This window comes from Pseudomonas sp. LB3P58 (assembly GCF_054897895.1).
The window spans coordinates 665241-689414 of sequence record NZ_JBUBVE010000001.1 but is presented as its reverse complement, the minus strand read 5'-3'; the positions used below and the strand labels follow the sequence as shown (position 1 = coordinate 689414).

The 24174-nt window shown below is 58.5% G+C and carries 26 protein-coding genes and 2 pseudogenes; 4 read left to right on the top strand and 24 right to left on the bottom strand.

Annotated features, from left to right (window positions below; genetic code table 11):
• The first annotated feature begins 117 nt into the window (after positions 1-117).
• The gene (locus ACYZTZ_RS03140) at positions 118-1236 is read left to right on the top strand and encodes an LOG family protein (RefSeq protein WP_056739214.1); all 1119 of its coding nucleotides are present in this window, start codon (positions 118-120) and stop codon (positions 1234-1236) included.
• 42 nt (positions 1237-1278) lie between these two features.
• Here ACYZTZ_RS03140 and recX read toward each other — a convergent pair whose 3' ends face one another.
• The 12 genes and pseudogenes from recX to ACYZTZ_RS03080 form a co-directional block, all read right to left on the bottom strand.
• A complete protein-coding gene (recX, locus tag ACYZTZ_RS03135; protein WP_008010154.1) occupies positions 1279-1746 on the bottom strand; it encodes a recombination regulator RecX in 468 nt (155 codons plus the stop codon).
• 8 nt (positions 1747-1754) lie between these two features.
• Positions 1755-2807: a recombinase RecA gene (gene recA, locus ACYZTZ_RS03130; RefSeq protein ID WP_007907270.1), complete on the bottom strand. Its 1053-nt coding sequence runs from the start codon at positions 2805-2807 to the stop codon at positions 1755-1757.
• Positions 2808-2890: 83 nt separating this feature from the next.
• Positions 2891-3391, bottom strand: coding sequence for a CinA family protein (locus ACYZTZ_RS03125; protein ID WP_461997183.1), 501 nt, complete (start codon positions 3389-3391; stop codon positions 2891-2893).
• An 80-nt stretch (positions 3392-3471) separates the two neighbouring features.
• The gene (locus tag ACYZTZ_RS03120; protein ID WP_461997182.1) at positions 3472-4008 is read right to left on the bottom strand and encodes a lysis system i-spanin subunit Rz; all 537 of its coding nucleotides are present in this window, start codon (positions 4006-4008) and stop codon (positions 3472-3474) included.
• Entirely contained in the window at positions 3990-4553 is a 564-nt protein-coding gene (locus ACYZTZ_RS03115) for a glycoside hydrolase family 19 protein (RefSeq protein ID WP_461997181.1), read from the bottom strand. The genes ACYZTZ_RS03120 and ACYZTZ_RS03115 overlap by 19 nt, the downstream gene beginning before the upstream one ends.
• Positions 4554-4556: 3 nt before the next feature.
• Positions 4557-4943, bottom strand: a complete 387-nt coding sequence (locus tag ACYZTZ_RS03110; protein WP_461997180.1) for a phage tail assembly chaperone — start codon at positions 4941-4943, stop codon at positions 4557-4559.
• A 118-nt stretch (positions 4944-5061) separates the two neighbouring features.
• Positions 5062-5451, bottom strand: a pseudogene (locus ACYZTZ_RS03105) (phage tail protein); the annotation flags it as partial.
• 243 nt (positions 5452-5694) lie between these two features.
• Positions 5695-6249, bottom strand: a pseudogene (locus tag ACYZTZ_RS03100) (phage tail sheath subtilisin-like domain-containing protein); the annotation flags it as partial.
• Positions 6249-6431, bottom strand: a complete 183-nt coding sequence (locus ACYZTZ_RS03095) for a DUF2635 domain-containing protein (protein WP_007907211.1) — start codon at positions 6429-6431, stop codon at positions 6249-6251. The pseudogene ACYZTZ_RS03100 and the gene ACYZTZ_RS03095, both read right to left, overlap by 1 nt.
• Positions 6428-7012, bottom strand: coding sequence for a phage tail terminator protein (locus tag ACYZTZ_RS03090; RefSeq protein ID WP_461997179.1), 585 nt, complete (start codon positions 7010-7012; stop codon positions 6428-6430). The genes ACYZTZ_RS03095 and ACYZTZ_RS03090 overlap by 4 nt, the downstream gene beginning before the upstream one ends.
• A gap of 134 nt (positions 7013-7146) precedes the next feature.
• A complete protein-coding gene (locus tag ACYZTZ_RS03085) occupies positions 7147-7494 on the bottom strand; it encodes a phage holin family protein (RefSeq protein ID WP_046054584.1) in 348 nt (115 codons plus the stop codon).
• Between the two features lie 504 nt (positions 7495-7998).
• Positions 7999-8733, bottom strand: coding sequence for a LexA family transcriptional regulator (locus ACYZTZ_RS03080; RefSeq protein WP_033053549.1), 735 nt, complete (start codon positions 8731-8733; stop codon positions 7999-8001).
• Positions 8734-8944: 211 nt separating this feature from the next.
• On the opposite strand from ACYZTZ_RS03080, the gene mutS reads away from it, so the two are divergent.
• Positions 8945-11524 (top strand): DNA mismatch repair protein MutS, encoded by a 2580-nt coding sequence (gene mutS / locus ACYZTZ_RS03075; RefSeq protein ID WP_046046283.1) that lies wholly within the window; start codon positions 8945-8947, stop codon positions 11522-11524.
• 142 nt (positions 11525-11666) lie between these two features.
• Complete coding sequence (gene fdxA, locus ACYZTZ_RS03070) at positions 11667-11990, top strand: ferredoxin FdxA (RefSeq protein ID WP_008154011.1); 324 nt, start codon at positions 11667-11669, stop codon at positions 11988-11990.
• A 485-nt stretch (positions 11991-12475) separates the two neighbouring features.
• Here the strand turns inward: fdxA and rpoS are convergent, their stop codons facing one another.
• The 8 genes from rpoS to ACYZTZ_RS03030 all read right to left on the bottom strand — a co-directional run bounded on the left by rpoS (position 12476) and on the right by ACYZTZ_RS03030 (position 19620).
• A complete protein-coding gene (gene rpoS / locus ACYZTZ_RS03065) occupies positions 12476-13483 on the bottom strand; it encodes an RNA polymerase sigma factor RpoS (RefSeq protein WP_056739179.1) in 1008 nt (335 codons plus the stop codon).
• A gap of 105 nt (positions 13484-13588) precedes the next feature.
• Complete coding sequence (locus ACYZTZ_RS03060; protein WP_056739177.1) at positions 13589-14446, bottom strand: peptidoglycan DD-metalloendopeptidase family protein; 858 nt, start codon at positions 14444-14446, stop codon at positions 13589-13591.
• 211 nt (positions 14447-14657) lie between these two features.
• On the bottom strand, positions 14658-15293 hold the full coding sequence (locus ACYZTZ_RS03055) for a protein-L-isoaspartate(D-aspartate) O-methyltransferase (protein ID WP_177327881.1): 636 nt from the start codon (positions 15291-15293) through the stop codon (positions 14658-14660).
• A 41-nt stretch (positions 15294-15334) separates the two neighbouring features.
• On the bottom strand, positions 15335-16084 hold the full coding sequence (gene surE / locus ACYZTZ_RS03050) for a 5'/3'-nucleotidase SurE (RefSeq protein ID WP_461997178.1): 750 nt from the start codon (positions 16082-16084) through the stop codon (positions 15335-15337).
• Positions 16072-17130, bottom strand: a complete 1059-nt coding sequence (truD, locus tag ACYZTZ_RS03045) for a tRNA pseudouridine(13) synthase TruD (RefSeq protein WP_461997177.1) — start codon at positions 17128-17130, stop codon at positions 16072-16074. Before truD ends, surE begins: the two co-directional genes overlap by 13 nt.
• Positions 17127-17600, bottom strand: coding sequence for a 2-C-methyl-D-erythritol 2,4-cyclodiphosphate synthase (gene ispF, locus ACYZTZ_RS03040; protein ID WP_010462780.1), 474 nt, complete (start codon positions 17598-17600; stop codon positions 17127-17129). Before ispF ends, truD begins: the two co-directional genes overlap by 4 nt.
• Before the next feature lie 53 nt (positions 17601-17653).
• Positions 17654-18499: an S-formylglutathione hydrolase gene (gene fghA / locus ACYZTZ_RS03035; RefSeq protein ID WP_150654836.1), complete on the bottom strand. Its 846-nt coding sequence runs from the start codon at positions 18497-18499 to the stop codon at positions 17654-17656.
• Between the two features lie 8 nt (positions 18500-18507).
• A complete protein-coding gene (locus tag ACYZTZ_RS03030) occupies positions 18508-19620 on the bottom strand; it encodes an S-(hydroxymethyl)glutathione dehydrogenase/class III alcohol dehydrogenase (RefSeq protein WP_033059912.1) in 1113 nt (370 codons plus the stop codon).
• 107 nt (positions 19621-19727) lie between these two features.
• Here ACYZTZ_RS03030 and ACYZTZ_RS03025 point away from each other — a divergent pair, with 107 nt between their 5' ends.
• Positions 19728-20624: a LysR family transcriptional regulator gene (locus ACYZTZ_RS03025; RefSeq protein ID WP_461997176.1), complete on the top strand. Its 897-nt coding sequence runs from the start codon at positions 19728-19730 to the stop codon at positions 20622-20624.
• 103 nt (positions 20625-20727) lie between these two features.
• Here the strand turns inward: ACYZTZ_RS03025 and ispD are convergent, their stop codons facing one another.
• The 4 genes from ispD to kdsA all read right to left on the bottom strand — a co-directional run bounded on the left by ispD (position 20728) and on the right by kdsA (position 24173).
• Positions 20728-21435, bottom strand: a complete 708-nt coding sequence (ispD, locus tag ACYZTZ_RS03020) for a 2-C-methyl-D-erythritol 4-phosphate cytidylyltransferase (protein ID WP_461997175.1) — start codon at positions 21433-21435, stop codon at positions 20728-20730.
• Positions 21432-21710 carry a cell division protein FtsB gene (gene ftsB / locus ACYZTZ_RS03015; RefSeq protein WP_008028992.1) on the bottom strand — a complete coding sequence of 93 codons (279 nt, stop codon included), beginning with the start codon at positions 21708-21710 and terminating at the stop codon, positions 21432-21434. The genes ispD and ftsB overlap by 4 nt, the downstream gene beginning before the upstream one ends.
• 171 nt (positions 21711-21881) lie before the next feature.
• Positions 21882-23171 (bottom strand): phosphopyruvate hydratase, encoded by a 1290-nt coding sequence (eno, locus tag ACYZTZ_RS03010; protein WP_008154033.1) that lies wholly within the window; start codon positions 23169-23171, stop codon positions 21882-21884.
• A 156-nt stretch (positions 23172-23327) separates the two neighbouring features.
• The gene (gene kdsA, locus ACYZTZ_RS03005) at positions 23328-24173 is read right to left on the bottom strand and encodes a 3-deoxy-8-phosphooctulonate synthase (protein WP_033059920.1); all 846 of its coding nucleotides are present in this window, start codon (positions 24171-24173) and stop codon (positions 23328-23330) included.
• Position 24174 lies beyond the last annotated feature (1 nt).

The following is a 24174-nucleotide window of genomic DNA, read 5'->3' as shown; positions in this document are numbered from 1 at the left end:
TCATAGTGTTCACGTTTACTTTTCAGGGCAGGAAAGGGGCTGCCCATTGCGCGTCTTGTTGTGCGAATGTTTCCTTCATCCAAGGGAAAAACAGAGCCTGTATGGAAGGAGAAGTTGATGCCTTACCAACCGAACGACCTCCTGAGCCGTCATTTTGAAGAAAGCGGCCACGACCTCATCAGCAAGGTCGAAGAGCAACTCAACCTGGTTTCACCCAACAGCCCGAACATCCCGATCTACCGCGACATGATCCTGACCGTGCTACGCATGGCCCAGGAAGATCACAACCGCTGGAATGCCAAGATCACCCTCCAAGCCCTACGCGAACTGGAACACGCTTTCCGTGTTCTGGAGCAATTCAGGGGTCGACGCAAAGTCACCGTTTTCGGCTCGGCCCGAACACCGATAGAACATCCGCTGTACGGTCTGGCCCGAGAGCTCGGTGCAGCGCTGGCGCGCTCAGATCTGATGGTCATCACCGGTGCCGGTGGCGGCATCATGGCGGCGGCCCACGAAGGTGCTGGCCTGGCACACAGCCTGGGATTCAACATCACCCTGCCCTTCGAACAGCATGCCAATCCCACCGTGAATGGCACTACCAACCTGCTGCCCTTCCACTTCTTCTTTACCCGCAAGCTGTTCTTCGTCAAGGAAGCCGATGCGCTGGTCCTGTGCCCTGGCGGTTTCGGTACCCTGGATGAAGCGCTGGAAGTGCTGACACTGATCCAGACTGGCAAAAGCCCGCTAGTGCCCGTGATATTGCTGGACGCTCCCGGCGGCAAGTTCTGGCAAGGCGCGTTGGACTTCATTCACCATCAACTGGAGGAAAATCGCTACATCCTGCCGACCGATATGAAACTCGTCAGTCTGGTCTACAGCGCGGAAGAGGCTGTGGAGCAGATCAACCAGTTCTACAGCAACTTCCACTCCAGCCGCTGGCTCAAGCATCAATTCGTGATCCGCATGAATCACAAGCTCAGCGACCAGGCGCTCGAACACATGCAGGAGGCATTTGCCGACCTGTGCCTGAGCGATCACTTCCATCAACACGCCTACAGCGGAGAGGAACACGACGAGCCGCAGTTCAGCCACCTTGCGCGACTCGCCTTCACCTTCAACGCCCGTGATCATGGACGCCTGCGGGAACTGGTGGACTACATCAACCTGCCGGAAAACTGGGCGCAATCCCAACCCCAGGCGCAACAGCGCTCGCGGGAACCATCCAAGGTTACGTAAGCAAAAAAAACGGCCCGCTATCGAAATAGCGAGCCGTTTCAGTTAATCGTCCATCCCTCGGCCGCTGAACAAGCGGCTGATCATTTCCATGGAATATCCCCGATAACTCAGGAACCTGCCTTGTTTGGCACGTTCCCGGGCGTCTATCGGCAAATGCCCGGAAAACTTTCGTCGCCAGGTGTCTTCCAGTTGTTCCTGCCAGTTGATACCGCTCTCGCGTAAAGCGAGTTCGATGTCGGTACGTTGCAGGCCCCGCTGGCTCAACTCTTCGCGAATACGCAAAGGGCCATAACCGGAACGGGCACGGTAGGAAACAAAGCTTTCGAGATAACGGGATTCGGACAGCAGGCCTTCTTCCGTCAAACGGTCGAGTGCCGTGTCGATCATTTCAGGGAGGGCGCCGCGTTGACGCAGTTTACGCGTCAACTCGACTCGACCGTGCTCGCGTCGCGCGAGCAGGTCCATTGCGGTTCGCCGCACCGCGACGAGTGTATCGAGTACGGCGGTCATCGGATCAATCAGATATCAGCGTCAGCCAGGTCATCAGCAGTCTCTTTGACTGGCGATGCTTTAACGTCTGGCGCCGGGGTCAGCAACTTGTCACGCAGTTGCTTCTCGAGCTTGGCGGCGATTTCTGGATTGTCTGCCAGGAACTTGGCCGAGTTAGCCTTGCCCTGACCGATCTTGGTGCCTTCATAGGCATACCAGGCACCGGACTTCTCAACGAAACCGTGCAGCACGCCCAGGTCGATCATCTCACCGTTGAGGTAGATGCCCTTGCCGTAAAGAATCTGGAACTCAGCCTGACGGAACGGCGAAGCTACCTTGTTCTTCACAACCTTGACGCGGGTTTCGCTACCGACAACCTCGTCACCTTCTTTCACCGCGCCGGTACGGCGGATGTCCAGACGAACCGAAGCGTAGAACTTCAGCGCGTTACCACCGGTGGTGGTTTCCGGACTGCCGAACATCACACCGATTTTCATACGGATCTGGTTGATGAAGATAACCAGGCAGTTGGCGTTCTTGATGTTACCGGTGATTTTACGCAGCGCCTGGGACATCAGACGGGCTTGCAGGCCCACGTGCATGTCACCCATTTCGCCTTCGATTTCAGCCTTTGGAACCAGAGCCGCCACGGAGTCGACGATGATCACGTCAACCGCGTTGGAACGCACCAGCATGTCGGTGATTTCCAGGGCTTGCTCGCCGGTGTCCGGCTGCGAAACCAGCAGGTCGTCGACGTTGACGCCCAGTTTGCCGGCGTATTCAGGGTCGAGGGCGTGTTCAGCATCGACGAATGCGCAGGTCGCGCCGGCTTTTTGAGCCTGGGCGATCACCGACAGTGTCAGCGTGGTTTTACCGGAGGATTCAGGACCGTAGATTTCAACGATACGGCCTTTTGGCAGACCGCCAATGCCGAGCGCGATGTCCAGACCCAGAGAGCCAGTGGAGATAGCCGGGATCGCCTGACGGTCCTGATCGCCCATACGCATTACGGCACCCTTGCCGAATTGACGTTCGATCTGACCCAGGGCCGCAGCCAAGGCTTTCTTCTTGTTGTCGTCCATTAAAGTCCTCACGTAATCAATAAGGCCTGACGGCCAACACCTGTATAAGTAGCCAGTATTATTCCACAGCGTTTCAGGATCGCCTACCCCTGATTTGAGATTTCTCCAACGGCATGGCGCAGCAGCCCCTCTAGCGCGGCCTTCACCGTTTGTCGGCGGACCTCGTCACGGTTGCCGGGAAAGTATTGCACCTCGCTGAACACCTGTTCACCAACGCCCCAGGCCAGCCACACAGTGCCCACCGGCTTGCTCGGCGAACCGCCATCCGGTCCCGCCACACCGCTGACCGCCACGGCAAAACGCGCCCGGCTTTTCTCCTGCGCGCCTCGGACCATGGCCTCGACCACCTCGCGACTGACCGCCCCCACCGCTGCAAACAACTCGACCGGAACATTCAATTGCTCGGTTTTCTGGCGATTGGAATAGGTGACATAACCAGCCTCGAACCATGCCGAACTCCCCGGAATCCGGGTGATCGCCTCGCTGATCCCGCCGCCGGTGCAGGACTCGGCGGCAGTGACATGAGCATTGAGAACCTGCATGCGCCTGCCAAGTTCAGCGGCCAGTTGGGTGATTTCTTTCACGGTCATCTCCTGAGCAAGCGGAATGAGAACTACCGTACACGAGCCAATAACGCTTGCAAGGCGCAGGATCGATCAAAATGTTAGCGAGCGAGGGCTCTGATGTAAGCCTGACAGGCCTGCAAGGCAATCAGTCCGCGGTCCCCGGCGTCGGTGATGGCGATAATTCGCTGAGCATGCGCCGGGTCAAGTCGGGCGCGCGCGGCTCCATGATCCACGCTGCTGGCTCCGGAGGCGGTTGGCACTCCACAGACAGAGGCAGTGTCATGGGCATCGAGGAGGACTGACAAGCGCACATCAGCAGTGGCAAGACGATCGCGCAGGCGACCTTGATCACGTTCGGCATCGCTAAGCGCTCGGTAATGGGTTTGTTCGCTGGTCGAAAGACGCTGCTCCAGCGCCAGGCGCTTGTCCTGCTCGGCCTGTTGCTGCGTCGCGGCTGCCAGGGTCAGCTGATTCAGCGCTTCGGCGTGCACTCTTGCCTGTTCCGCCAGTTGCCCGCCATAACGCCAATCCTGAAAGCGCCAGGCCAGCGCCGCCGAGCCACCGGCCAACACAGCCAGAAACATAACAATGCCAATGACGCGGTAAGACATCGGCATCAAACCGAAGGCTGGCATAACACCGCCCTCGCCCGTGCCCAGAGTTGCAAGCGATCCTGCAAACCGTTCAGGCCGCCGTTGATGCGACGGGTGATGCTGTTGAACTGGTCGCGGTCGGCCAGTTCGTTGAAGCCATTTTGCTCCCAGAACCACGCGGCTGATTCGGCGGCCCATTGCGGTTGTTCCAGTAGTTCCGGCAAAAACAGTAAACGATCATCACCGAAGAGTCCGAGACTGCACTGACGGTAATTGTCGCGACCAGTGATCTGAATCAGGCCTCGGCCACGGTACTTTTGACCGTCGCCGTCGGCTTGCGGGGTATTGCCCAAACGCAGGGCCAGGGTGCCGGTGTCGTATTTGCTGAGGTATTGGTTGTTGCCCAGTTCACGCACGTACTGAAACTGCCCCGATTCATGGCCGACTTGCGCGAGGAAGGCAGCAATGCGTTTCGCGGTGTTTATGTTGCGGTGGGTCATGGCGGTGTTGAGGGCGGAAATGAAAACGCCCGCTTGGGAGCGGGCGTCAGGGAATATGTGTTGCAACTGCGCTGAAGTGAGAGGCATGAGTCATGTTCCATTGGCCGTTGTTTTTAACCAGACCGGCGCCAAGGGTTTGCTGGCGTCTTTTGGAAAGCCGGCAAGCGAGGGCCAGTCGCGCAGGTCCTGCCGGTAATCGAGCAAGTCATGATATTGATCGCTGCTCAAGGTCATCGGAGTACCGGCCGCGTGCTCATCGCGATCACGCTCGACCAGCCATTGGCTGGCGGCCAGTTCCTGGTCGCGCCAGGCTCGGGCAACGGCCTCCGGAGCACTTGCCTGGATGGCAGGTAGCGGCACACCACCGCTCGCCAGCCATTGCTGGTATTCATCCCAGAAGCGGTGATGTAGAGGAACGGTTGCCCCGTCAGGCAGACGAATGACCGTGGCCGGATCTTCAGTGAGTTGATAGTTCATGAAAATAGCCTCCTTAAAGTTCGGCATCGGCAGTGGCGTGGATGAAGTAAGACTGTGTAATGACGCCGATATCGGAGTTATCGACCCAGACGCCGCGCGTCGAAGCCCCAAGAACTCGAGCATTATCCACCCGTCGCACGATCACATCACGAATCCCCAAACCGGTGTTGGCCACTGGCAGGGTAACGGTGGTGGCCCCAGGGTTTGCATCAATCAGCACCAGACCGAGCTCTTCCGGCGCCAGCAGCTTCGATGCCGCTAGCCGGGTCACCACCGAACGCACCGGACTGCTCACACCGATAAGCGCCTGAATCGCCTTCAACAACTGCCCCGTGTCCGCCTCCAACGGCGCCATCCCGGCGCCAGCGACAACACTCAAAATCTCTTGCGTGACGGCATTGCCCCACACCGCCGGAATCAACGACCCAGGCGAACCGGCCACCGGGTTTTCATCGACAAACCGTCCATTGACCAGTCCGACACTGGGGACGCTTTTTGGATAATCCATTGTTTGTTTTCCCTGTAATAAAGCCCTGCATGGCTATTGGCACAACAGCGCAGCAGGTCGTGTTTGAATAAAAACAAAACGCCCACGGGTGAGTGGGCGTTGGATACAGCGGATATTTCGAATGAACTAGCCAGCCAGGTCGCTCACCACCTTACGGATAGCGGCAATCGCCTCATCACTGACTTGATTGGCGAGATCGGTTTTGCCTTTGGCGATATGAACTTTGATTTGTTCTTTAGCTTTCAGGCGATTGAATTGCAGGCTGATGTCGTTACCGCTGTCGCCAGTCCATTTGGCGCTCAGGGTCACGATACCTTCTACGGCTGCAGCGCTGACCGGCAGATCTGCCGAGGCGTTGACTTTCAGCGCCAGCGCGGTAGCCGCCTGAGCTGCCGTGGCGCCGTTGACGACGGCCGCTTGAACACGAACGCCACCGACATACAGGTTGAGCACACCGCTCTGGGTCGCTGCACCAGTCAAGGTCAACACGCCTTTGGCGATGCTGCCTTCGGTGTTGTGCAGCGGCAGGCACCAGATCTCGCCGATCGGGTCGGTCTTGCGCCAGGTTTCATACATCGAGGCGAGCATCGAGCCTTGGCCGCCAATGCTTTTGGCCAGCGCGACGCTGGACACCAACACCAGTTTGCCAACCTCGGCCGGCGCAATGTTGTCGTTGACCTGAGCGACGATCAAACGGCGCATGGCCGACGACGCGCTATTGGCGGCCGAATTGTCCATCTCTGCGTAAAACAGCGGAACACGAATGTCCGCGGGGATGTTGCTGAATCCGATCGCCATTATTTGGCTCCCTGTGGTTTTGCCGCTTTCACGGCTTTGGTAGTGATATCGCCATCGGCCAGACGTCGACGCCACCAGGCGTTGTCCGGCACTTCACGGCCCTCGAGGGGCAACAGATCGCCCGCTTCCGGGTCCGGCACGACGCGGCCTGGGGCCGGCAGCACGGTGATGCGTTTGCTCATGGGGTTACGTCTCCAGAGAAAGTCAGTTCCAGGCGTCCGTCGGGGCCTGGGCGTTTCAGATTGGGGTCCGCCGGATCGATCGCATCGACCCGCACGGTGACCCCGGTAAAGGACGACAAACCGTCCAGTTCACGTTCGTGCCAGCTCTCCGCAGGCTGACCAGGCAGATTGCGGCCGAGCTGGAACTCGGCAAAAAAGCGCAGGCGATACAGCACGCGGTTGCTGTTGATGGAAACCCGTTCGCCGCCGTCATAGGCGATGGCGTCGTAATCACTCCCGGGCTTGAAACCCACCAGCGCCCGCCACAGTTCGGCCCGCAGGTCGTGCAACAGATCCAGCGCTTTTGTAGCGTCGGTGGTGTCAAGCACCAGGGTCACTTCGAAGCGGTCGCGAATGGTCTGCCGCGTAGCGTTTTGCGCCGCGTTTGCGCCCGCCAGATCGGCAATCGGCACTACGTAGGCGCAAGGAGTTGAAAGCGGGGTACTGGCTTGCAGCGTTTCGAGGTCGATGCCGGCAGCAACGCGATTGTCGAGGGTTGGGCAGTGATCACGCAGTTGGGTAATCAGGGGGGTGATCTTCATGGTGTTTTCACCGGGCAATAAAAAACCCGCTGGTTGGCGGGTTTGAGTGAAAGGTACTGGCCTTGGGAAACCCGCGTCCTTGCGGGTCGGATGCTGGTCGGCACCGCTGCTCGCCATTCCATTGGGCTTGGTGTTCAGTGATCCTGGCGGGTATCTCGCGGCGGCAATTCGCAAACGCCAATCCGCTTGGCCGCCCAGCGTTCATAAAGACCAATGGCAACGTCTGCCCCGGCCATCGCCGTCAGGCAACCGAACGCGCAAGCCGTCCAGATCGACACGCCAGCGGCATACAGCAGCATGATGGCCGAGACCCCGCAGACCATGCAGGCCCCGGATCGCAAGGCCAGACGCCGCAGCAATGACCAGCCGCGGGCGCCCTCCTTGTCGGCGCGCCACATTTCGCCGGACACCCCGCCCACCAGGGCGAGGACGATGACGAGCCAGATCGGCATGTCCAGCAACGCTTGTTGCTCGTTTGTCATGTCACGCCTCCCGGGGGTGATTGATGAGTGATGTGTGTCTTTCAAACGGTGTCTCTTGATTTGCCTGACGGTAGGTAGGCATTCCAAAAAGCCCGGTATTGGCCGGGCTTTTCAGTAATGCGGTCCTTCGCGCTGACCTTTCGGCGCTACTGGCGCGGTACGAGTCCATTCATATTGTTTTTCCGACCGCGGTCCCTGCCCGCCGGATAACTGCTTCTGGTGCTTTACGCTGCACACCCGGGTCAGTTGCCAACCCTCTGAACCGTTGAGGCCGGTTCATCGCTGCCTTTGTGGTGGAACTAAAGAGCTTCGTTTCGAGCTGCTTTTGAGCTGCTTGAGACAAAGAATATGCATGGATGCATATACAGTCAATGCATAAATGCATTTATTTATGCATTTAAAATGCATTGACGCATGAAGGCCCCGCAAGCAAAGGCGCTGACGGCTTTTCGACAGGCGAAAAAAAACCCGCTCGGTGGCGGGTTTTATCTGACAGCGGTGAGGTTAACGGGCGTACATGCCCCACCAGAAGACGTGACCGAGGATGACGATCTGCTCTTCCTGGATTTCCTGGAAGGTGTAGTCCTCGTCCGGATGTTCATCGCGATTGAAGCTGCGCAGGCGTATTCCGGTAGGCAGGCGATAAAGCTGTTTCACCCGCAGCTGGCCGTTATGGTTGATGGCATAAAGGTCGCCATCCACGATATCGCCGATCCCGCACTTGCCGGCATTAACGCCGACGGTGGCGCCGTCGCGCAGCACTGGCAACATACTGTTGCCGCGCACCGTCACGCATTTGGCCTGGTCGAACTGAACGCCGTTGTGGCGCAGACTCCGCTTGCCGAAGCGCAGGCTAGAGCGCTCGCTCTCTTCGATGACGAACCTTCCTGATCCTGCAGCCAATTCAACCTCGCGAAGAAAGGGGACCGAGACCTCGTCATCATCGACGGGCGTATCGTCGTCCCACAGACTTATGTCCTTGAGTTCCGAATGCAATTGATCGCGCCCGGTGCTGGCTGCCGGCGCGACATCCGCACGGCCCCGCAACTGGTCGGTGCTCACGGCGAAGTACTCGGCGATCTTCGAGATGTGTTTATCCGAGGGATCGACGATCTTCCCGCTGAGGATCCGCGAGAGAGTGGATTGAGGCACGCCGGTGCGACGGTGAAGCTCCGTGGGGGAGATCCCGTGCTGATCGAGCAGCGCTCTTAAGACGGTAGAAACATTGCGTTTTTGCATAAAGCGCATAGTGCTTGTTCTTTTCGCGGAAGACAAATGCCAAATTGCATAAATTGCGCATATGCCGTGCATAGACAGAAGAAACGTATCGCAGGGCTTTCATGCCTGCGTCGGGTGGACCGCCCATGTTAACCTTGCGCCCATCGCGGAAAAGCCGGGCCGATGCCCCTCCTTTGCCCTACACCTTTCAACGAATTTGCCTGATTATCCGATGAATAAAGCCCTCTCCGATCTGTCCTCCCACACGCCAATGATGCAGCAGTACTGGCGCCTGAAAAACCAGCACCCAGACCAGCTGATGTTCTACCGCATGGGCGACTTCTACGAGATCTTCTACGAAGACGCGAAGAAGGCCGCCAAATTGCTGGACATCACCCTGACCGCCCGTGGGCAGTCGGCGGGTCAGGCGATTCCGATGTGTGGGATTCCTTACCATGCCGCGGAAGGTTACCTGGCGAAATTGGTCAAGCTCGGCGAGTCGGTGGTGATCTGTGAGCAGGTCGGCGACCCGGCTACCAGCAAGGGGCCGGTGGATCGTCAGGTGGTGCGGATCATCACGCCGGGTACGGTCAGTGACGAAGCGCTGCTGGATGAGCGTCGGGACAACCTGATCGCGGCGGTGCTGGGTGACGAGCGTCTGTTCGGCCTGGCGGTGCTGGACATCACCAGCGGCAACTTCACCGTGCTGGAGATCAAGGGCTGGGAAAACCTGCTGGCGGAACTGGAGCGGGTCAATCCGGTAGAGCTGATGATCCCGGACGACTGGCCGAAGGATCTGCCGGCGGAGAAACGTCGTGGGGTTCGTCGCCGTGCGCCGTGGGATTTCGAACGTGATTCGGCGCTGAAAAGTCTCTGCCAACAATTCTCGACCCAAGACCTGAAAGGTTTCGGCTGCGAGAACCTGACCCTGGCCATCGGCGCCGCGGGTTGCCTGCTCAGCTACGCCAAGGAAACCCAGCGCACCGCCCTGCCCCATTTGCGCAGCCTGCGGCATGAACGCCTGGACGACACCGTAGTGCTGGATGGCGCGAGCCGTCGCAACCTGGAACTGGACACCAACCTGGCTGGCGGTCGCGATAACACGTTGCAATCGGTGGTCGATCGCTGCCAGACCGCCATGGGCAGCCGTCTGCTGACCCGCTGGCTGAACCGTCCGCTGCGGGATCTGACCGTACTGCTGGCGCGCCAGACCTCGATCACCTGCCTGCTCGACGGTTACCGCTTCGAGAAACTGCAACCGCAGCTCAAGGAAATCGGCGACATCGAGCGGATCCTGGCGCGGATCGGCCTGCGTAATGCCCGCCCTCGTGACCTGGCTCGCCTGCGTGATGCGCTCGGTGCATTGCCTGAGTTGCAAGTGGCGATGACTGAGCTGGAAGCTCCGCACATCATTCAACTGGCGAAGACCACCAGCACCTACCCGGAACTGGCGGCACTGCTGGAAAAAGCCATCATCGACAACCCTCCGGCCGTCATCCGTGACGGCGGCGTGTTGAAAACCGGTTACGACGCCGAACTGGACGATCTGCAATCGCTCAGCGAAAACGCCGGGCAGTTCCTGATCGACCTCGAAGCACGCGAGAAGGCCCGTACCGGTCTGTCGCACCTGAAAGTCGGTTACAACCGCATTCATGGCTACTTCATCGAGTTGCCAAGCAAGCAGGCTGAGTCGGCGCCGGCAGACTATATCCGTCGCCAGACATTGAAAGGCGCCGAGCGCTTCATTACGCCGGAACTGAAGGCGTTCGAAGACAAGGCCCTGTCGGCGAAGAGCCGCGCCCTGGCGCGCGAGAAGATGCTCTATGAAGCACTGCTCGAAGATTTGATCTCCCAGTTGCCACCACTGCAAGACACCGCCGCGGCACTGGCCGAGCTGGACGTGCTGAGCAACCTTGCCGAACGTGCGCTGAACCTCGATCTGAACTGCCCGCGCTTCGTCGACGAGCCATGCATGCGCATCACTCAGGGTCGTCACCCGGTGGTCGAGCAAGTGCTGACCACGCCGTTCGTGGCCAACGACCTGAGCCTCGACGACAATACCCGCATGCTGGTGATCACCGGTCCGAACATGGGCGGTAAATCCACCTACATGCGCCAGACCGCTCTGATCGTGCTGCTGGCACACATCGGTAGCTTCGTTCCGGCGGCCAGTTGCGAGTTGTCTCTGGTGGACCGGATCTTTACCCGGATCGGCTCCAGCGATGACCTGGCAGGCGGGCGCTCGACCTTCATGGTCGAAATGAGCGAAACCGCGAACATTCTGCACAACGCCACCGAGCGCAGCCTGGTGCTGATGGACGAAGTCGGTCGCGGCACCAGCACCTTTGACGGTCTGTCCCTGGCGTGGGCTGCGGCTGAACGCCTGGCGCATCTGCGGGCTTATACGCTGTTCGCCACCCACTACTTCGAGCTGACGGTGCTACCGGAGGCGCAACCGCTGGTGGCCAACGTGCACCTCAATGCCACTGAGCACAACGAACGCATCGTGTTTCTGCACCACGTGCTGCCAGGGCCTGCCAGCCAGAGCTACGGCCTTGCGGTTGCACAATTGGCCGGTGTGCCGAGCGAAGTGATCGTGCGCGCTCGCGAACACCTGGGTCGGCTGGAAGCGACCGCCCTGCCTCATGAAGTTCCCAAGACTGCCAAAGGCAAACCGGCCGCGCCGCAGCAGAGCGATATGTTCGCCAGCCTGCCGCATCCGGTGCTGGATGATCTGGCCAAACTTGATCTGGACGACATGACACCGCGTCGCGCGCTCGAAATGCTCTATACACTAAAGACACGGATCTAACGCACTTGCCTGCAAGCTGTTAGAATCTCGCGCGGTTTGGGATGCTGCTGGCTTATAGCCTGACCAGCAGACTATCGCTCCCAAACCTGGCGACCCCAACGTGAAGGGGCTCCGCTGCCGCCGCCTGAGGAGAAAATTAGAAATGACCTTCGTCGTCACCGACAACTGCATCAAGTGCAAGTACACCGACTGCGTAGAAGTCTGTCCGGTGGACTGCTTTTACGAAGGCCCGAACTTCCTGGTGATTCACCCGGATGAGTGCATCGACTGCGCACTGTGCGAACCAGAATGCCCTGCCGTGGCCATCTTCTCCGAAGATGAAGTCCCGGAAGACATGCAGCAATTTATTCAGCTGAACGTTGAGCTGGCGGAAATCTGGCCCAACATCACCGAGAAGAAAGAATCGTTGCCCGATGCCGAAGAGTGGGATGGCGTCAAAGGCAAGATCAAAGATCTCGAACGCTGATTACCCCCGCGTTCTCGAAAAGGCCCCTTGTGGGCCTTTTTGCTTTTCTGCAGGCAAAAAAAGGGGCGGTTTGACCCGCCCACATTTTTTCCCTATTCCCTGTGTTCCTTTTCATCGTCCTGATGAATCGCTTGCTGCGATGTCCTTTCCCCTCATCCTTGAAGGGCGTGTCTGTCCGTCGACACAGTTCAGATACTAGAGAGTTCCCTACCAAGAGCAATCGCCCCCGTTAGCTGAAACTGGCTGTCACAAGCTATTAATCTTAAAAAATAAGCATATAAATCAACTAGTTAATCTTATCTCACGTAGGAATATGCACGACTGCTACCCATTGAATTAGCGAACTCTTACGAAAGAGTAAGCAAACACTTACAGCGAGAGACTACAAACCAGAGATGATGACGAAAGGAACTCCCGGCCTGTCTCTGAAGCAATAAAAAACCCCGAACCAGTCGGGGCTTCCTAATGCCAGCCAGCAAAATCACTTATTGAAACAGCGACTCGCTCGACAGGCCATTCTTCTCGAGAATCTCCCGAAGACGCTTCAGGCCTTCAACCTGAATCTGTCTGACCCGCTCCCGGGTCAGGCCAATCTCCAGGCCTACATCTTCAAGCGTGCTGCTCTCGTGACCGCGCAGGCCAAAGCGGCGTATCACCACTTCACGTTGCTTGTCGGTCAGTTCCGAGAGCCATTGATCGATGCTCTGGGACAGGTCGTCATCCTGCAACAGTTCACATGGATCGGTTGGACGGTCATCGGTAAGGGTGTCCAGCAGGGTTTTATCCGAATCCGGACCCAGCGAGACGTCGACCGAAGAAACCCGCTCGTTCAGGCCGAGCATGCGCTTGACCTCTCCCACTGGCTTTTCCAGCAGGTTGGCAATTTCTTCGGGCGAGGGTTCGTGATCGAGTTTTTGCGTCAGCTCCCGTGCAGCCCGCAGGTACACGTTGAGCTCTTTGACCACATGAATCGGCAACCGGATGGTCCGGGTCTGATTCATGATCGCGCGCTCGATGGTCTGACGAATCCACCAGGTCGCGTAGGTCGAAAAGCGGAAGCCACGTTCAGGGTCGAACTTCTCTACCGCCCGGATAAGACCGAGGTTGCCCTCTTCGATCAGGTCAAGCAGCGACAGACCACGATTGACGTAACGCCGGGCGATTTTCACCACCAGCCGCAGGTTACTTTCAATCATGCGTTTGCGCCCGGCCGGATCTCCACTTTGCGACAAGCGCGCAAAATGAACTTCTTCTTCGGGGGACAGCAGAGGGGAAAAGCCAATCTCATTGAGGTACAGCTGCGTGGCATCGAGTGCACGCGTGTAGTCAATGTACTTGTGTTGCTTTAACGAAGCGGAGTGTTTGGATTTGGCACGAACGGAAGGTGGAGCTGCCCCTTCATCATTCGACATCGAATCCGTCCCGATGCCGCTCTCCATCAGGAGAACCTCATCGTCGATGTCAAACTCCGGCACTTCTTTACTGAGAGCCATTGTTATAGTCCTTTGGTGAGTTCGACCTCAGGCTCAAGCGGCGCCTTTATCCTTGGCAACGCTGGAGCCTGTTCCCTCTACGTGACGGAACAGGCTGGAAAGCGATCAACGACGCGGCAGGAATTGCAGCGGATCTACAGGTTTACCTTGTCGGCGAATCTCAAAATGCAGCTTCACCCGGTCTGTACCCGTTGACCCCATTTCGGCAATTGTCTGTCCGACCTTGACCTGCTGCCCCTCCCGAACCAACAGCCTGCGGTTATGTCCGTAGGCACTGACGTAGGTATCGCTGTGCTTGATGATGACTAATTCGCCGTAGCCCCTTAAGCCACTCCCGGCGTATACCACCGTCCCATCAGACGCAGCTAAAACAGGCTGTCCCAAATCCCCGGCGATATCAATTCCTTTATTCAAACTGCCGTTTGAAGAGAATTTTCCAATGAGAATGCCATTAGATGGCCACCCCCAGCCGGTCGGGGCCGGACCGGCAGGAGGCATCGGAGCAGGGGTCGGCTTGCTGGCGACGGACGGTGCAACCACTGCTGTGCTGGTGGTTGCGCCATTCGCCTGGCGCCGGATAACCGTGGTTTTGAGCGACGAAGAAGGCGTTGAATCAATGGAGCTGGCCACCGGCGTCGGCGTTGAACCGGTGCGACCGTCAAAGCGAATCGTCTGACCCGGATGGATCGTATAAGGCGTAGGAATGTTGTTGCGTGCCGCGAGGGCTTTGTAGTCCCAGCCGTAGCGAAAGGCGATGGAGAACAAGGTGTCTTTAGGTCGGACGACGTATTGACCCGTGGTCACTGCCGGACGCTGGGCGACGGCGTTGTTGCGATCGACGACGCGTACTTCGCTCGATTTGTTGCTAGAGCAACCGACCAGCAAGGTGCTCAAGACAAGGCCAGTCACCAGGCGCTGAAAGCTCGTTTTACCCATTCGCTGCGCAATGACTGTGAGACTCACCCGCCGCTCCCTTTGTGGTGGCTGAAAATGTGGATTGCCGTGTTCCGGCATGAAATGTCGCAAGTATAACGGGCCGTGCAGGCTTTACCTTTAATGAAGCGAAATGGCTTCGCGCACACGTTTGCTGCCTGACGATGAATCCCGTTTAACTGATCGATGCCGCTGTAAGACAGGAGCAATCGAAGAGAATTCAGCGCGCTAAAACAAATGCTCAGGCGAGCGGCCCATTGAGTAACGGGACGAAGCGAACAGCCCCCAGAACACGCCTGGAAAAGCCCTGCTCTTCCCGGATGATCAGCATCAATTGTTGAACCTCACCCGATCCGACCGGGATCACCAGCCGCCCTCCCGGTGCCAATTGATCAAGCAGCGCCTGAGGTACATCGGTCGCCACCGCGGTCACGATAATGCCGTTGTACGGCGCCAGCGCCGGCCAGCCTTCCCAGCCATCGCCCCAGCGGAACACCACGTTGCGCAGGTTCAGCTCCACCAGGCGTTCCTTGGCCCGATCCTGCAGAACCTTGATGCGCTCGACGGAAAATACCCGCTCGACCAGTTGCGACAGCACCGCCGTCTGATAGCCCGAGCCGGTGCCGATTTCCATCACCTTGTCGAGCGGACCTGCCTCCAGCAGCAACTCGCTCATGCGAGCCACCATATAAGGCTGCGAGATGGTCTGGTTATTGCCGATCGGCAGCGCCGTGTCTTCGTAGGCACGGTGAGCCAGCGCCTCGTCGACGAACAGGTGACGCGGGGTACGGCGAATGACTTCCAGCACCTTGGCGTTGCAAATCCCCTCTTCATACAGGCGCTGAATAAGGCGCTCACGGGTCCGTTGTGAGGTCATCCCGATGCCACGACGCAGAATATCGTCTTGTTCACGAGCCATTAGTTCAGCCCCTCCAGCCAGCCATCGAGACTTCTGAAGGCATCATTAAAGGTGCGATCCAGTTGCAGTGGGGTGATTGAAACATAGCCCTGCATCAGCGCATGAAAATCGGTACCCGGGCCGCCATCTTCGGCATCCCCCGCCGCCGCAATCCAGTAACCGGATTTACCGCGAGGATCGACCACTTTCATCGGCGCTGCAGCACGTGCGCGATGTCCGAGGCGGGTCAGCTGAATACCGCGGATGTGATCCAGCGGCAAATTGGGAATGTTCACGTTCAGTACCGTACGCGGTGGCAGTTCAAGGTCCGCGTGAGCCTCTACCAGTTTGCGCGCAAAGTACGCGGCTGTGGGAAGGTTCTCCACTTGCCGTGAGGCCAACGAAAAGGCAAACGAAGGACGCGCCAGGAAACGTCCCTCAAGGGCCGCCGCCACGGTGCCGGAATACAACACGTCATCACCCAGGTTGGCGCCCAGGTTGATGCCCGAAACCACCATGTCCGGCTCGCGCTCCAGCAAGCCATTGAGGCCCAGGTGCACGCAATCGGTCGGTGTGCCATTGAGGCTGATAAAGCCGTTGGCCAGGGTTTGCGGGTGTAACGGACGGTCGAGCGTCAGCGAGCTGCTGGCGCCGCTTTTGTCTTGGTCCGGGGCGATAACCACGCATTCGGTGTAATCCGCCAGCGCAGCATAAAGCGCGGCGAGACCGGGTGCGGTTACCCCATCGTCGTTAGAAATCAGAATACGCATGGGCTGTCCGTCTGCCCCACCGGCACCAGATCAACGAGCTCGCGCACCAATACGGTGGCGAAGCATCCGGCCGGGAGGACGAATTCCAGTTGCAGAATGTCAGGCTCGGGATAATGCCACGTCAACCCACCAATGGGCAGTCGCAGGATGCGACGTTCGTGGCTCATTCCGGCGTTAATCAACCAATCACGCAAGTCTGCTTCGCGAGTGGCGATTGCCTGCTCCAGTTCATGGACAGCGCCCGTCGTCGGCGAGTCACCTTCGCCCCACTGCGGACCGGTCGGGTGCAGATCGAGAATTGCCAGACGCGGGTCGCTGCACTCGGCTTCACCGGCCGGAAAGAAGCTGCGGCTATCGGTGAAGGCCAGCAGATCGCCAACCTGGGCACGCTGCCAGCTGCCATCGGCGACACGCGCCGCCAACACCTGATTAAACAGAAAACTGCGCGCCGTAGAGAGCAGACGCGAACGCACGTTGCGCTGCTCCGGTAAGGCTTTGCGAGCAGCCCACGCACGGGCATCGACCACGTTGCCGCCGTCAAACCCAAAACGCTGGGCGCCGAAATAATTGGGAATACCTTGCTTGGCAATCAGTTGCAGACGCTCGTCGATCGCCGCTTTGTCGCCAGCGAATTGCGTCAGTCGCAACGTGAAGCCATTGGCCGAGTGAGCACCGCGTTGCAGCTTGCGTTTGTGCCGGCCGGTCTTGAGGATTTTCAGCGTATCGTTTTCCGCCGCCGACAGATCGGGATCAGCCTTGCCTGGCAGCTGCACGCTGAACCACTGGCGAGTCAGCGCCTGACGATCCTTGAGGCCCGCGTAACTGACGGTGCGCAATGGCACGCCCGCCGCCTTGGCGATCCGCCGTGCCGCCTCTTCGGTATTCAGACCGCGCTTTTCCACCCAGATCCACAAGTGTTCGCCGTCGCCACTGAGGGGGATATTGAGGACTTCATCGACCTGAAAATCTTCCGCCGTGGCTTTCAATACTGCGGTGCCAAGGGCTTCGCCATAGGCCCGCGGGCCGAGCAATTGCAGTTCGTTCATGCGCGCAGCAACAAGGCAACGGAGTGCACGGCAATGCCTTCTTCGCGACCGACAAAGCCGAGCTTTTCGGTGGTGGTAGCTTTCACGTTCACTTGATCCAACTCAACTTGAAGATCCGCGGCAATCAGCGCGCGCATCGATTCGATATGCGGGGCCATTTTCGGCGCCTGGGCGACGATGGTGTTATCGACGTTGCCGACTTTCCAGCCCTTGGCGTGGATCAGTGCGACGACGTGACGCAACAGCACACGGCTGTCGGCGCCCTTGAATGTCGGGTCGGTGTCCGGGAAATGCTTGCCGATATCACCCAGCGCAGCGGCGCCGAGCAAGGCATCGCTCAAGGCGTGCAGCAGGACGTCACCGTCGGAATGAGCGAGCAGCCCGAAGCCGTGTGCAATCCGCACGCCGCCCAGAGTAATGAAATCGCCTTCAGCGAAACGGTGCACATCATAGCCGTGGCCAATACGCATAAAAAAACGCCCCGATTTTTGTCAGGGCGTGATTCTACCTGCTTTGTCGAACATTAGGCGCTTAGAGCGCGCCCATGATGTTGCAAGTGGTCGTCGATGAAACTGGCGATGAAGAAATAGCTGTGGTCGTAGCCGGGTTGCAGGCGCAACGTCAGCGGATGACCGGCCAGTTTGGCGGCCTGTTGCAAGGCTTCAGGCTTGAGCTGGGTGGCCAGGAAATCGTCGCGATCACCTTGGTCGACCAGCAGCGGCAACTTCTCATCAGCCTCGGCAATCAACGCGCAGGCATCCCATTCGCGCCACTTCGATCGGTCTTCTCCCAGATAACGGGAAAAGGCCTTCTGCCCCCATGGGCAGTCCATCGGATTGTTGATCGGCGAGAACGCCGACACCGACTGATAACGCCCCGGATTACGCAACGCGCAGACCAGCGCACCGTGGCCACCCATGGAGTGACCGCTGATGCCGCGCTTGTCCGACGCCGGGAAATGGGCTTCGACCAATGCGGGCAATTCCTGCACGACATAGTCATGCATCCGATAGTGCCGGGACCAGGGTTCCTGCGTGGCATTCAGATAAAACCCGGCACCGAGACCGAAGTCCCAGGCGCCATCCGGATCACCCGGCACATCGGGACCGCGAGGGCTGGTGTCCGGTGCAACGATGATCAGCCCAAGCTCGGCGGCCATGCGCATGGCGCCGGCCTTTTGCATGAAGTTTTCGTCGGTGCAGGTCAGGCCGGACAACCAGTACAGCACCGGCAGTTTGCCACCCTGCTCCGCTTGCGGCGGCAGGTACACGGCAAACACCATGTCGCAGCCCAGCACATCGGAGCGGTGCCGATAGCGTTTGTGCCAGCCGCCGAAGCTTTTCTGGCAGGAGATATTTTCCAGGCTCATGACCGACCTCAGAAATGGATGACGGAACGGATGCTCTTGCCTTCATGCATCAGGTCGAACGCCTTGTTGATATCTTCCAGGCCCATCGTGTGGGTGATGAACGTATCCAGCGGGATTTCGCCGGTTTCAGCCATCTCGACATAGCTTGGCAACTCGGTACGGCCACGCACGCCACCGAACGCCGAACCGCGCCAGACGCGACCGGTCACCAGCTGGAATGGACGGGTGGAGATTTCCTGACCGGCACCGGCGACGCCGATGATTACCGACTCGCCCCAACCCTTGTGGCAGCACTCAAGTGCAGCGCGCATCAATTGCACGTTGCCGATGCATTCGAAGGAAAAGTCGACGCCGCCATCGGTCATGTCGACGATGACTTCCTGGATCGGACGATCGAAATCTTTCGGGTTCACACAATCGGTTGCACCCAACTGCTTGGCGATCTCGAATTTGGCCGGGTTGATGTCGATGGCAATGATCCGTGCAGCCTTGGCTTTGACGGCACCGATCACCGCCGACAGACCGATGCCGCCGAGGCCGAAAATGGCGACGGTATCACCAGGTTTTACCTTGGCGGTATTGAGGACTGCACCGATGCCGGTGGTGACACCGCAGCCCAGCAGGCAGACTTTTTCCAGTGGCGCTTCTTTTGGAATTTTGGCGACTGAGATTTCCGGCAGCACGGTGTACTCGGAAAACGTCGACGTCCCCATGTAGTGGAAAATTGGCTGGCCTTTGTAGGAGAAGCGCGAAGTGCCATCCGGCATCAGGCCTTTGCCCTGAGTCGCGCGAATTGCCTGACACAGGTTGGTTTTGCCCGACAGACAGAATTTGCACTGGCGGCATTCCGGGGTGTACAGCGGGATCACATGATCGCCGACAGCGACGGAGGTCACGCCCTCGCCGATCGCCTCAACCACCGCGCCACCTTCGTGACCGAGGATCGACGGGAAGATGCCTTCCGGGTCCGCACCCGACAGCGTGTAGGCATCGGTATGACAAACACCGGAGGCAACCACACGCAGCAGGACTTCACCGGCCTTGGGCATGGCGACATCGACTTCAACGATCTCGAGGGGTTTCTTGGCCTCGAAGGCAACGGCAGCGCGCGACTTGATCATGTGGATTCTCCAGTGAATAAAAACGAGACTAGGAGTGTAATACAACGCTCTACAGTGAATAATCCGGGCAAAAGCAAAACATTATTGCCATACAGGGATAATCCTTGATGTCCGAAAACCGCTGGGAAGGTATCGACGAATTCGTCGCCGTGGCCGAGTGCAGCCAATTCACCGCGGCTGCGGAACGCCTCGGGGTTTCGTCCTCCCACATCAGTCGACAAATAGTACGCCTCGAAGAGCGCCTTCAGACGCGACTGCTTTATCGCAGCACTCGCCGGGTCACTCTGACCGAGGCAGGGCAAACCTTTCTGCAACATTGCCAGCGACTGCAGGATGGCCGTGAAGAAGCCTTGCGTGCGGTTGGCGACCTGACCAGCGAACCCAAAGGCATGCTGCGCATGACCTGCGCCGTGGCTTACGGTGAACGATTCATCGTGCCGCTGGTAACCCGTTTCATGGCGCTCTATCCGCAACTGCGAATCGACATCGAACTGAGCAATCGCCAACTCGACCTCGTGCACGAAGGTCTGGATCTGGCAATCCGGCTCGGCCGTCTGCAAGACTCACGACTGGTGGCGACACGTCTGGCGCCACGACGCATGTACCTATGCGCATCGCCGTCCTACCTGGAACGGTATGGTCGCCCACATAGCTTGTCGGAACTCAGCCGCCACAACTGCCTCATCGGCAGCTCGGATATCTGGCAACTGGAACAGAACGGGCGGGAATTTTCCCAGCGGGTACAGGGAAACTGGCGCTGCAACAGTGGGCAAGCAGTGCTGGATGCCGCGTTACAGGGAGTGGGTTTGTGTCAGCTGCCGGACTATTACGTGCTGGAGCATCTGAAGAGCGGTGCGTTGATTTCACTGCTGGAGGCGCATCAACCACCAAACACTGCCGTGTGGGCGCTTTATCCGCAGCAACGGCATTTGTCGCCGAAGGTGCGCAAATTGGTGGATTACTTGAAGGAGGGGTTGGCGTTAAGGCCGGAGTACAGCGTTTGAAGATCAAAAGATCGCAGCCTCGTTTCACTCGACAGCTCCTACGAGATACCGCGACCAACGCTGGCAATGTAGGAGCTGTCGAGTGAAACGAGGCTGCGATCTTTTAGCGGCGGTTAGCCCACCGCTGTCTCAGCCACTCAAGGTCTTCGGGGCGCGTGACCTTGAGGTTGTCGGACCGACCTTCAATCAATCTCGGCGCCAGGCCTGCCCACTCCATCGCCGAGGCTTCGTCGGTGATGACCGCATCGGCCACCAGACTGTCGGCCAACGCCCGATGCAATGCACCAAGGCGAAACATCTGCGGCGTATAGGCTTGCCAGATCACACTGCGATCCACGGTTTCGACCACACGACTGTGTTTGTCGACCCGCTTGAGAGTATCGCGGGCCGGAACCGCCAGCAGTCCACCGACCGGGTCATCTGCGAGTTCACCCAGCAACTTGTCCAGATCATCTCGGCTCAGATTCGGCCGCGCAGCATCGTGAACCAGCACCCAATCCTCATCGTCAGCGCCGTGCGCATGCAAATGCAGCAACGCATTGAGTACCGACCCGGAACGCTCGGCACCACCTTCAACCCGCTGAATTCGCGGATCGCCAGCACACGCCAGGTTCGGCCAATAAGGATCATCAATAGCAAGACTGACCACCAACCCTTTCAGGGAAGGGTGATCAAGGAAACAGCCAAGGCTGTGTTCGAGAATTGTGCGCCCGCCCAGTTGCAAGTATTGCTTGGGACGGTCCGCGGCCATACGGGCACCGACGCCCGCGGCAGGAATTACAGCCCAGAAGGCCGGTAACGAGGGGTTCATTGAGCCAACTGGTAAAGGGTTTCACCGTCCTTGACCATGCCCAACTCATGGCGAGCCCGTTCTTCAACGGTCTCCATGCCCTTTTTCAATTCACTGACTTCAGCGTCCATCACCCGATTGCGCTCAAGCAGCCCCTCGTTCTCAGCGTGTTGATCTGCGATCTGCTGAGTCAGTTCGGCCACTTGCGCCAGACTGCCATTACCCACCCACAGGCGGTATTGCAGGCCAGCCAGCAGCAGGAGCAAGACGAGGAACAACCAATTGGGACTGCGCATCGAATATCAGGTATCCAGTGAAAAAAGACAGCCATGCCAAAACTTTGAAGCTTCTGATAGCACGAAGCCTGGAAGACCCAGGCTTGTGCTTATAAGGCATCAGATTAGTGGCAAATCCATCGCTGTAGCGATTTTTCCGACACAATCCGGTGTCTTTTTACCAATTAACGATTAACCGCGGAATTCGCTGCGACCGTTGTACTTGGCTTTGCCATTCAACTGCTCTTCGATGCGCAGCAGTTGGTTGTACTTGGAAACACGGTCGGAACGGCACAGGGAGCCGGTCTTGATCTGGCCAGCCGCGGTGCCCACAGCCAGGTCGGCAATGGTCGAATCTTCGGTTTCGCCGGAGCGGTGCGAGATCACGGCGGTGTAACCAGCGGCCTTGGCCATCTGGATGGCTTCCAGGGTTTCGGTCAGGGTGCCGATCTGGTTGAACTTGATCAGGATCGAGTTGGCGATCTTTTTATCGATGCCTTCTTTCAGGATCTTGGTGTTGGTTACGAACAGGTCGTCGCCTACCAGCTGAGTCTTCTCGCCGATCTTGTCGGTGAGGATTTTCCAGCCAGCCCAGTCGGACTCGTCCAGACCGTCTTCGATCGAGATGATCGGATAACGCTCGGTCAGGCCTTTCAGGTAGTCAGCGAAACCTTCAGCGGTGAACACCTGGCCTTCGCCGGACAGGTTGTATTTACCGTCTTCGTAGAATTCGCTGGCCGCGCAGTCCAGTGCCAGGGTCACGTCGGTGCCCAGCTTGTAACCGGCGTTGGCCACGGCTTCGGAGATCACTTTCAAAGCGTCTTCGTTGGAGGCCAGGTTTGGTGCGAAACCACCCTCGTCACCAACAGCAGTGCTCAGGCCACGGGCCTTCAGAACAGCTTTGAGGTGATGGAAAATCTCGGTGCCCATGCGCAGACCTTCCGAGAAAGACTTGGCGCCAACCGGCTGAACCATGAATTCCTGGATGTCGACGTTGTTATCGGCGTGCTCGCCACCGTTGATGATGTTCATCATCGGAACCGGCATCGAGTAAACACCCGGAGTGCCGTTCAGGTTGGCAATGTGAGCGTACAGCGGCAGGTCCTGGTCCTGTGCGGCGGCCTTGGCGGCGGCCAGGGAAACGGCGAGGATCGCGTTGGCGCCCAGGGAGCCTTTGTTTTCAGTACCGTCGAGCTTGATCATCGCGTGATCCAGCGCTTTCTGGTCGCTTGGGTCTGCACCTTTCAACAGGTCGCGGATCGGACCGTTGATGTTGGCGACGGCTTTCAGCACGCCCTTGCCCAGGTAACGGCTCTTGTCGCCATCACGCAGCTCGAGCGCTTCACGCGAGCCAGTGGAAGCACCGGACGGCGCGCAAGCACTGCCGATGATGCCGTTATCGAGAAGCACGTCCGCTTCCACGGTGGGGTTGCCACGGGAGTCGAGAACTTCACGACCTTTGATGTCGACGATTTTTGCCATTGTTGTAAACACTCCAAAGTTGACGAAAACGACGCAGCTGAAGGAAATCTTGTATCGCCGGCAAGTAATGTGCAGCGGGCAGACTTGCGGACGATAAGGCCCAGACCCGAGGGCCTGAGCATTAATTCGTGCGGTACTTTACCGGAGAAATGAGGATTACGCGGTTTCTACCGTCGGAAAACTCTTCACCAGTTCGTCCAAAGCTTTGAGCTGGGCCAGGAATGGCTCCAGTTTGTCCAGACGCAAGGCGCAAGGGCCGTCGCATTTGGCGTTGTCCGGGTCCGGGTGCGCTTCGAGGAACAGGCCAGCCAACGACTGGCTCATACCGGCTTTGGCCAGGTCCAGGACCTGGGCGCGACGGCCACCGGCGGAATCGGAGCGACCGCCCGGCATTTGCAGCGCATGGGTCACATCGAAGAACACCGGGTATTCGAACTGCTTCATGATGCCGAAGCCGAGCATGTCGACGACCAGGTTGTTGTAGCCGAAGCTCGATCCGCGTTCGCAGAGGATCAACTGATCGTTACCCGCTTCCACGCATTTGCTCAGGATGTGTTTCATTTCCTGAGGTGCGAGGAACTGGGCTTTCTTGATGTTGATCACCGCGCCGGTCTTGGCCATCGCGACCACCAGGTCGGTCTGGCGCGACAAGAAGGCCGGCAGCTGGATGATGTCGCAGACTTCAGCGACGACCGCGGCCTGATCAGGCTCATGGACGTCGGTGATGATCGGCACGCCGAACGCTTGCTTGATGTCCTGGAAAATCCGCATGCCCTCTTCCAGGCCGGGGCCACGGTAAGAGGTCACGGAGGAACGGTTGGCCTTGTCGAAGCTGGCCTTGAACACGTAAGGGATACCGAGTTTCTCGGTGACCTTTACGTATTCTTCGCAGACCTGCATCGCCATATCGCGGCTTTCCAGCACGTTCATGCCACCGAAAAGCACCATTGGCTTGTCGTTGGCAATCTCGATATCGCCTACGCGGATGATCTTCTGGGCCATC

Coding starts and splice junctions, on each gene's coding strand:
- ACYZTZ_RS03080 (WP_033053549.1), bottom strand. CDS start 8,733: ATGCAAAAACGCAATGTTTCTACCGTCTTAAGAGCGCTGCTCGATCAG.
- recA (WP_007907270.1), bottom strand. CDS start 2,807: ATGGACGACAACAAGAAGAAAGCCTTGGCTGCGGCCCTGGGTCAGATC.
- ACYZTZ_RS03120 (WP_461997182.1), bottom strand. CDS start 4,008: ATGCCAGCCTTCGGTTTGATGCCGATGTCTTACCGCGTCATTGGCATT.
- eno (WP_008154033.1), bottom strand. CDS start 23,171: ATGGCAAAAATCGTCGACATCAAAGGTCGTGAAGTTCTCGACTCCCGT.
- recX (WP_008010154.1), bottom strand. CDS start 1,746: ATGACCGCCGTACTCGATACACTCGTCGCGGTGCGGCGAACCGCAATG.
- ACYZTZ_RS03030 (WP_033059912.1), bottom strand. CDS start 19,620: ATGATCAAGTCGCGCGCTGCCGTTGCCTTCGAGGCCAAGAAACCCCTC.
- rpoS (WP_056739179.1), bottom strand. CDS start 13,483: ATGGCTCTCAGTAAAGAAGTGCCGGAGTTTGACATCGACGATGAGGTT.
- ACYZTZ_RS03095 (WP_007907211.1), bottom strand. CDS start 6,431: ATGAGCAAACGCATCACCGTGCTGCCGGCCCCAGGCCGCGTCGTGCCG.
- ACYZTZ_RS03110 (WP_461997180.1), bottom strand. CDS start 4,943: ATGAACTATCAACTCACTGAAGATCCGGCCACGGTCATTCGTCTGCCT.
- surE (WP_461997178.1), bottom strand. CDS start 16,084: ATGCGTATTCTGATTTCTAACGACGATGGGGTAACCGCACCCGGTCTC.
- fdxA (WP_008154011.1), top strand. CDS start 11,667: ATGACCTTCGTCGTCACCGACAACTGCATCAAGTGCAAGTACACCGAC.
- kdsA (WP_033059920.1), bottom strand. CDS start 24,173: ATGGCCCAGAAGATCATCCGCGTAGGCGATATCGAGATTGCCAACGAC.
- fghA (WP_150654836.1), bottom strand. CDS start 18,499: ATGAGCCTGGAAAATATCTCCTGCCAGAAAAGCTTCGGCGGCTGGCAC.
- ACYZTZ_RS03090 (WP_461997179.1), bottom strand. CDS start 7,012: ATGAAGATCACCCCCCTGATTACCCAACTGCGTGATCACTGCCCAACC.
- ispD (WP_461997175.1), bottom strand. CDS start 21,435: ATGAACCCCTCGTTACCGGCCTTCTGGGCTGTAATTCCTGCCGCGGGC.
- ACYZTZ_RS03085 (WP_046054584.1), bottom strand. CDS start 7,494: ATGACAAACGAGCAACAAGCGTTGCTGGACATGCCGATCTGGCTCGTC.
- ftsB (WP_008028992.1), bottom strand. CDS start 21,710: ATGCGCAGTCCCAATTGGTTGTTCCTCGTCTTGCTCCTGCTGCTGGCT.
- ACYZTZ_RS03115 (WP_461997181.1), bottom strand. CDS start 4,553: ATGCCTCTCACTTCAGCGCAGTTGCAACACATATTCCCTGACGCCCGC.
- ACYZTZ_RS03055 (WP_177327881.1), bottom strand. CDS start 15,293: ATGACCTCACAACGGACCCGTGAGCGCCTTATTCAGCGCCTGTATGAA.
- ACYZTZ_RS03140 (WP_056739214.1), top strand. CDS start 118: ATGCCTTACCAACCGAACGACCTCCTGAGCCGTCATTTTGAAGAAAGC.
- mutS (WP_046046283.1), top strand. CDS start 8,945: ATGAATAAAGCCCTCTCCGATCTGTCCTCCCACACGCCAATGATGCAG.
- ispF (WP_010462780.1), bottom strand. CDS start 17,600: ATGCGTATTGGCCACGGCTATGATGTGCACCGTTTCGCTGAAGGCGAT.
- ACYZTZ_RS03025 (WP_461997176.1), top strand. CDS start 19,728: ATGTCCGAAAACCGCTGGGAAGGTATCGACGAATTCGTCGCCGTGGCC.
- truD (WP_461997177.1), bottom strand. CDS start 17,130: ATGAACGAACTGCAATTGCTCGGCCCGCGGGCCTATGGCGAAGCCCTT.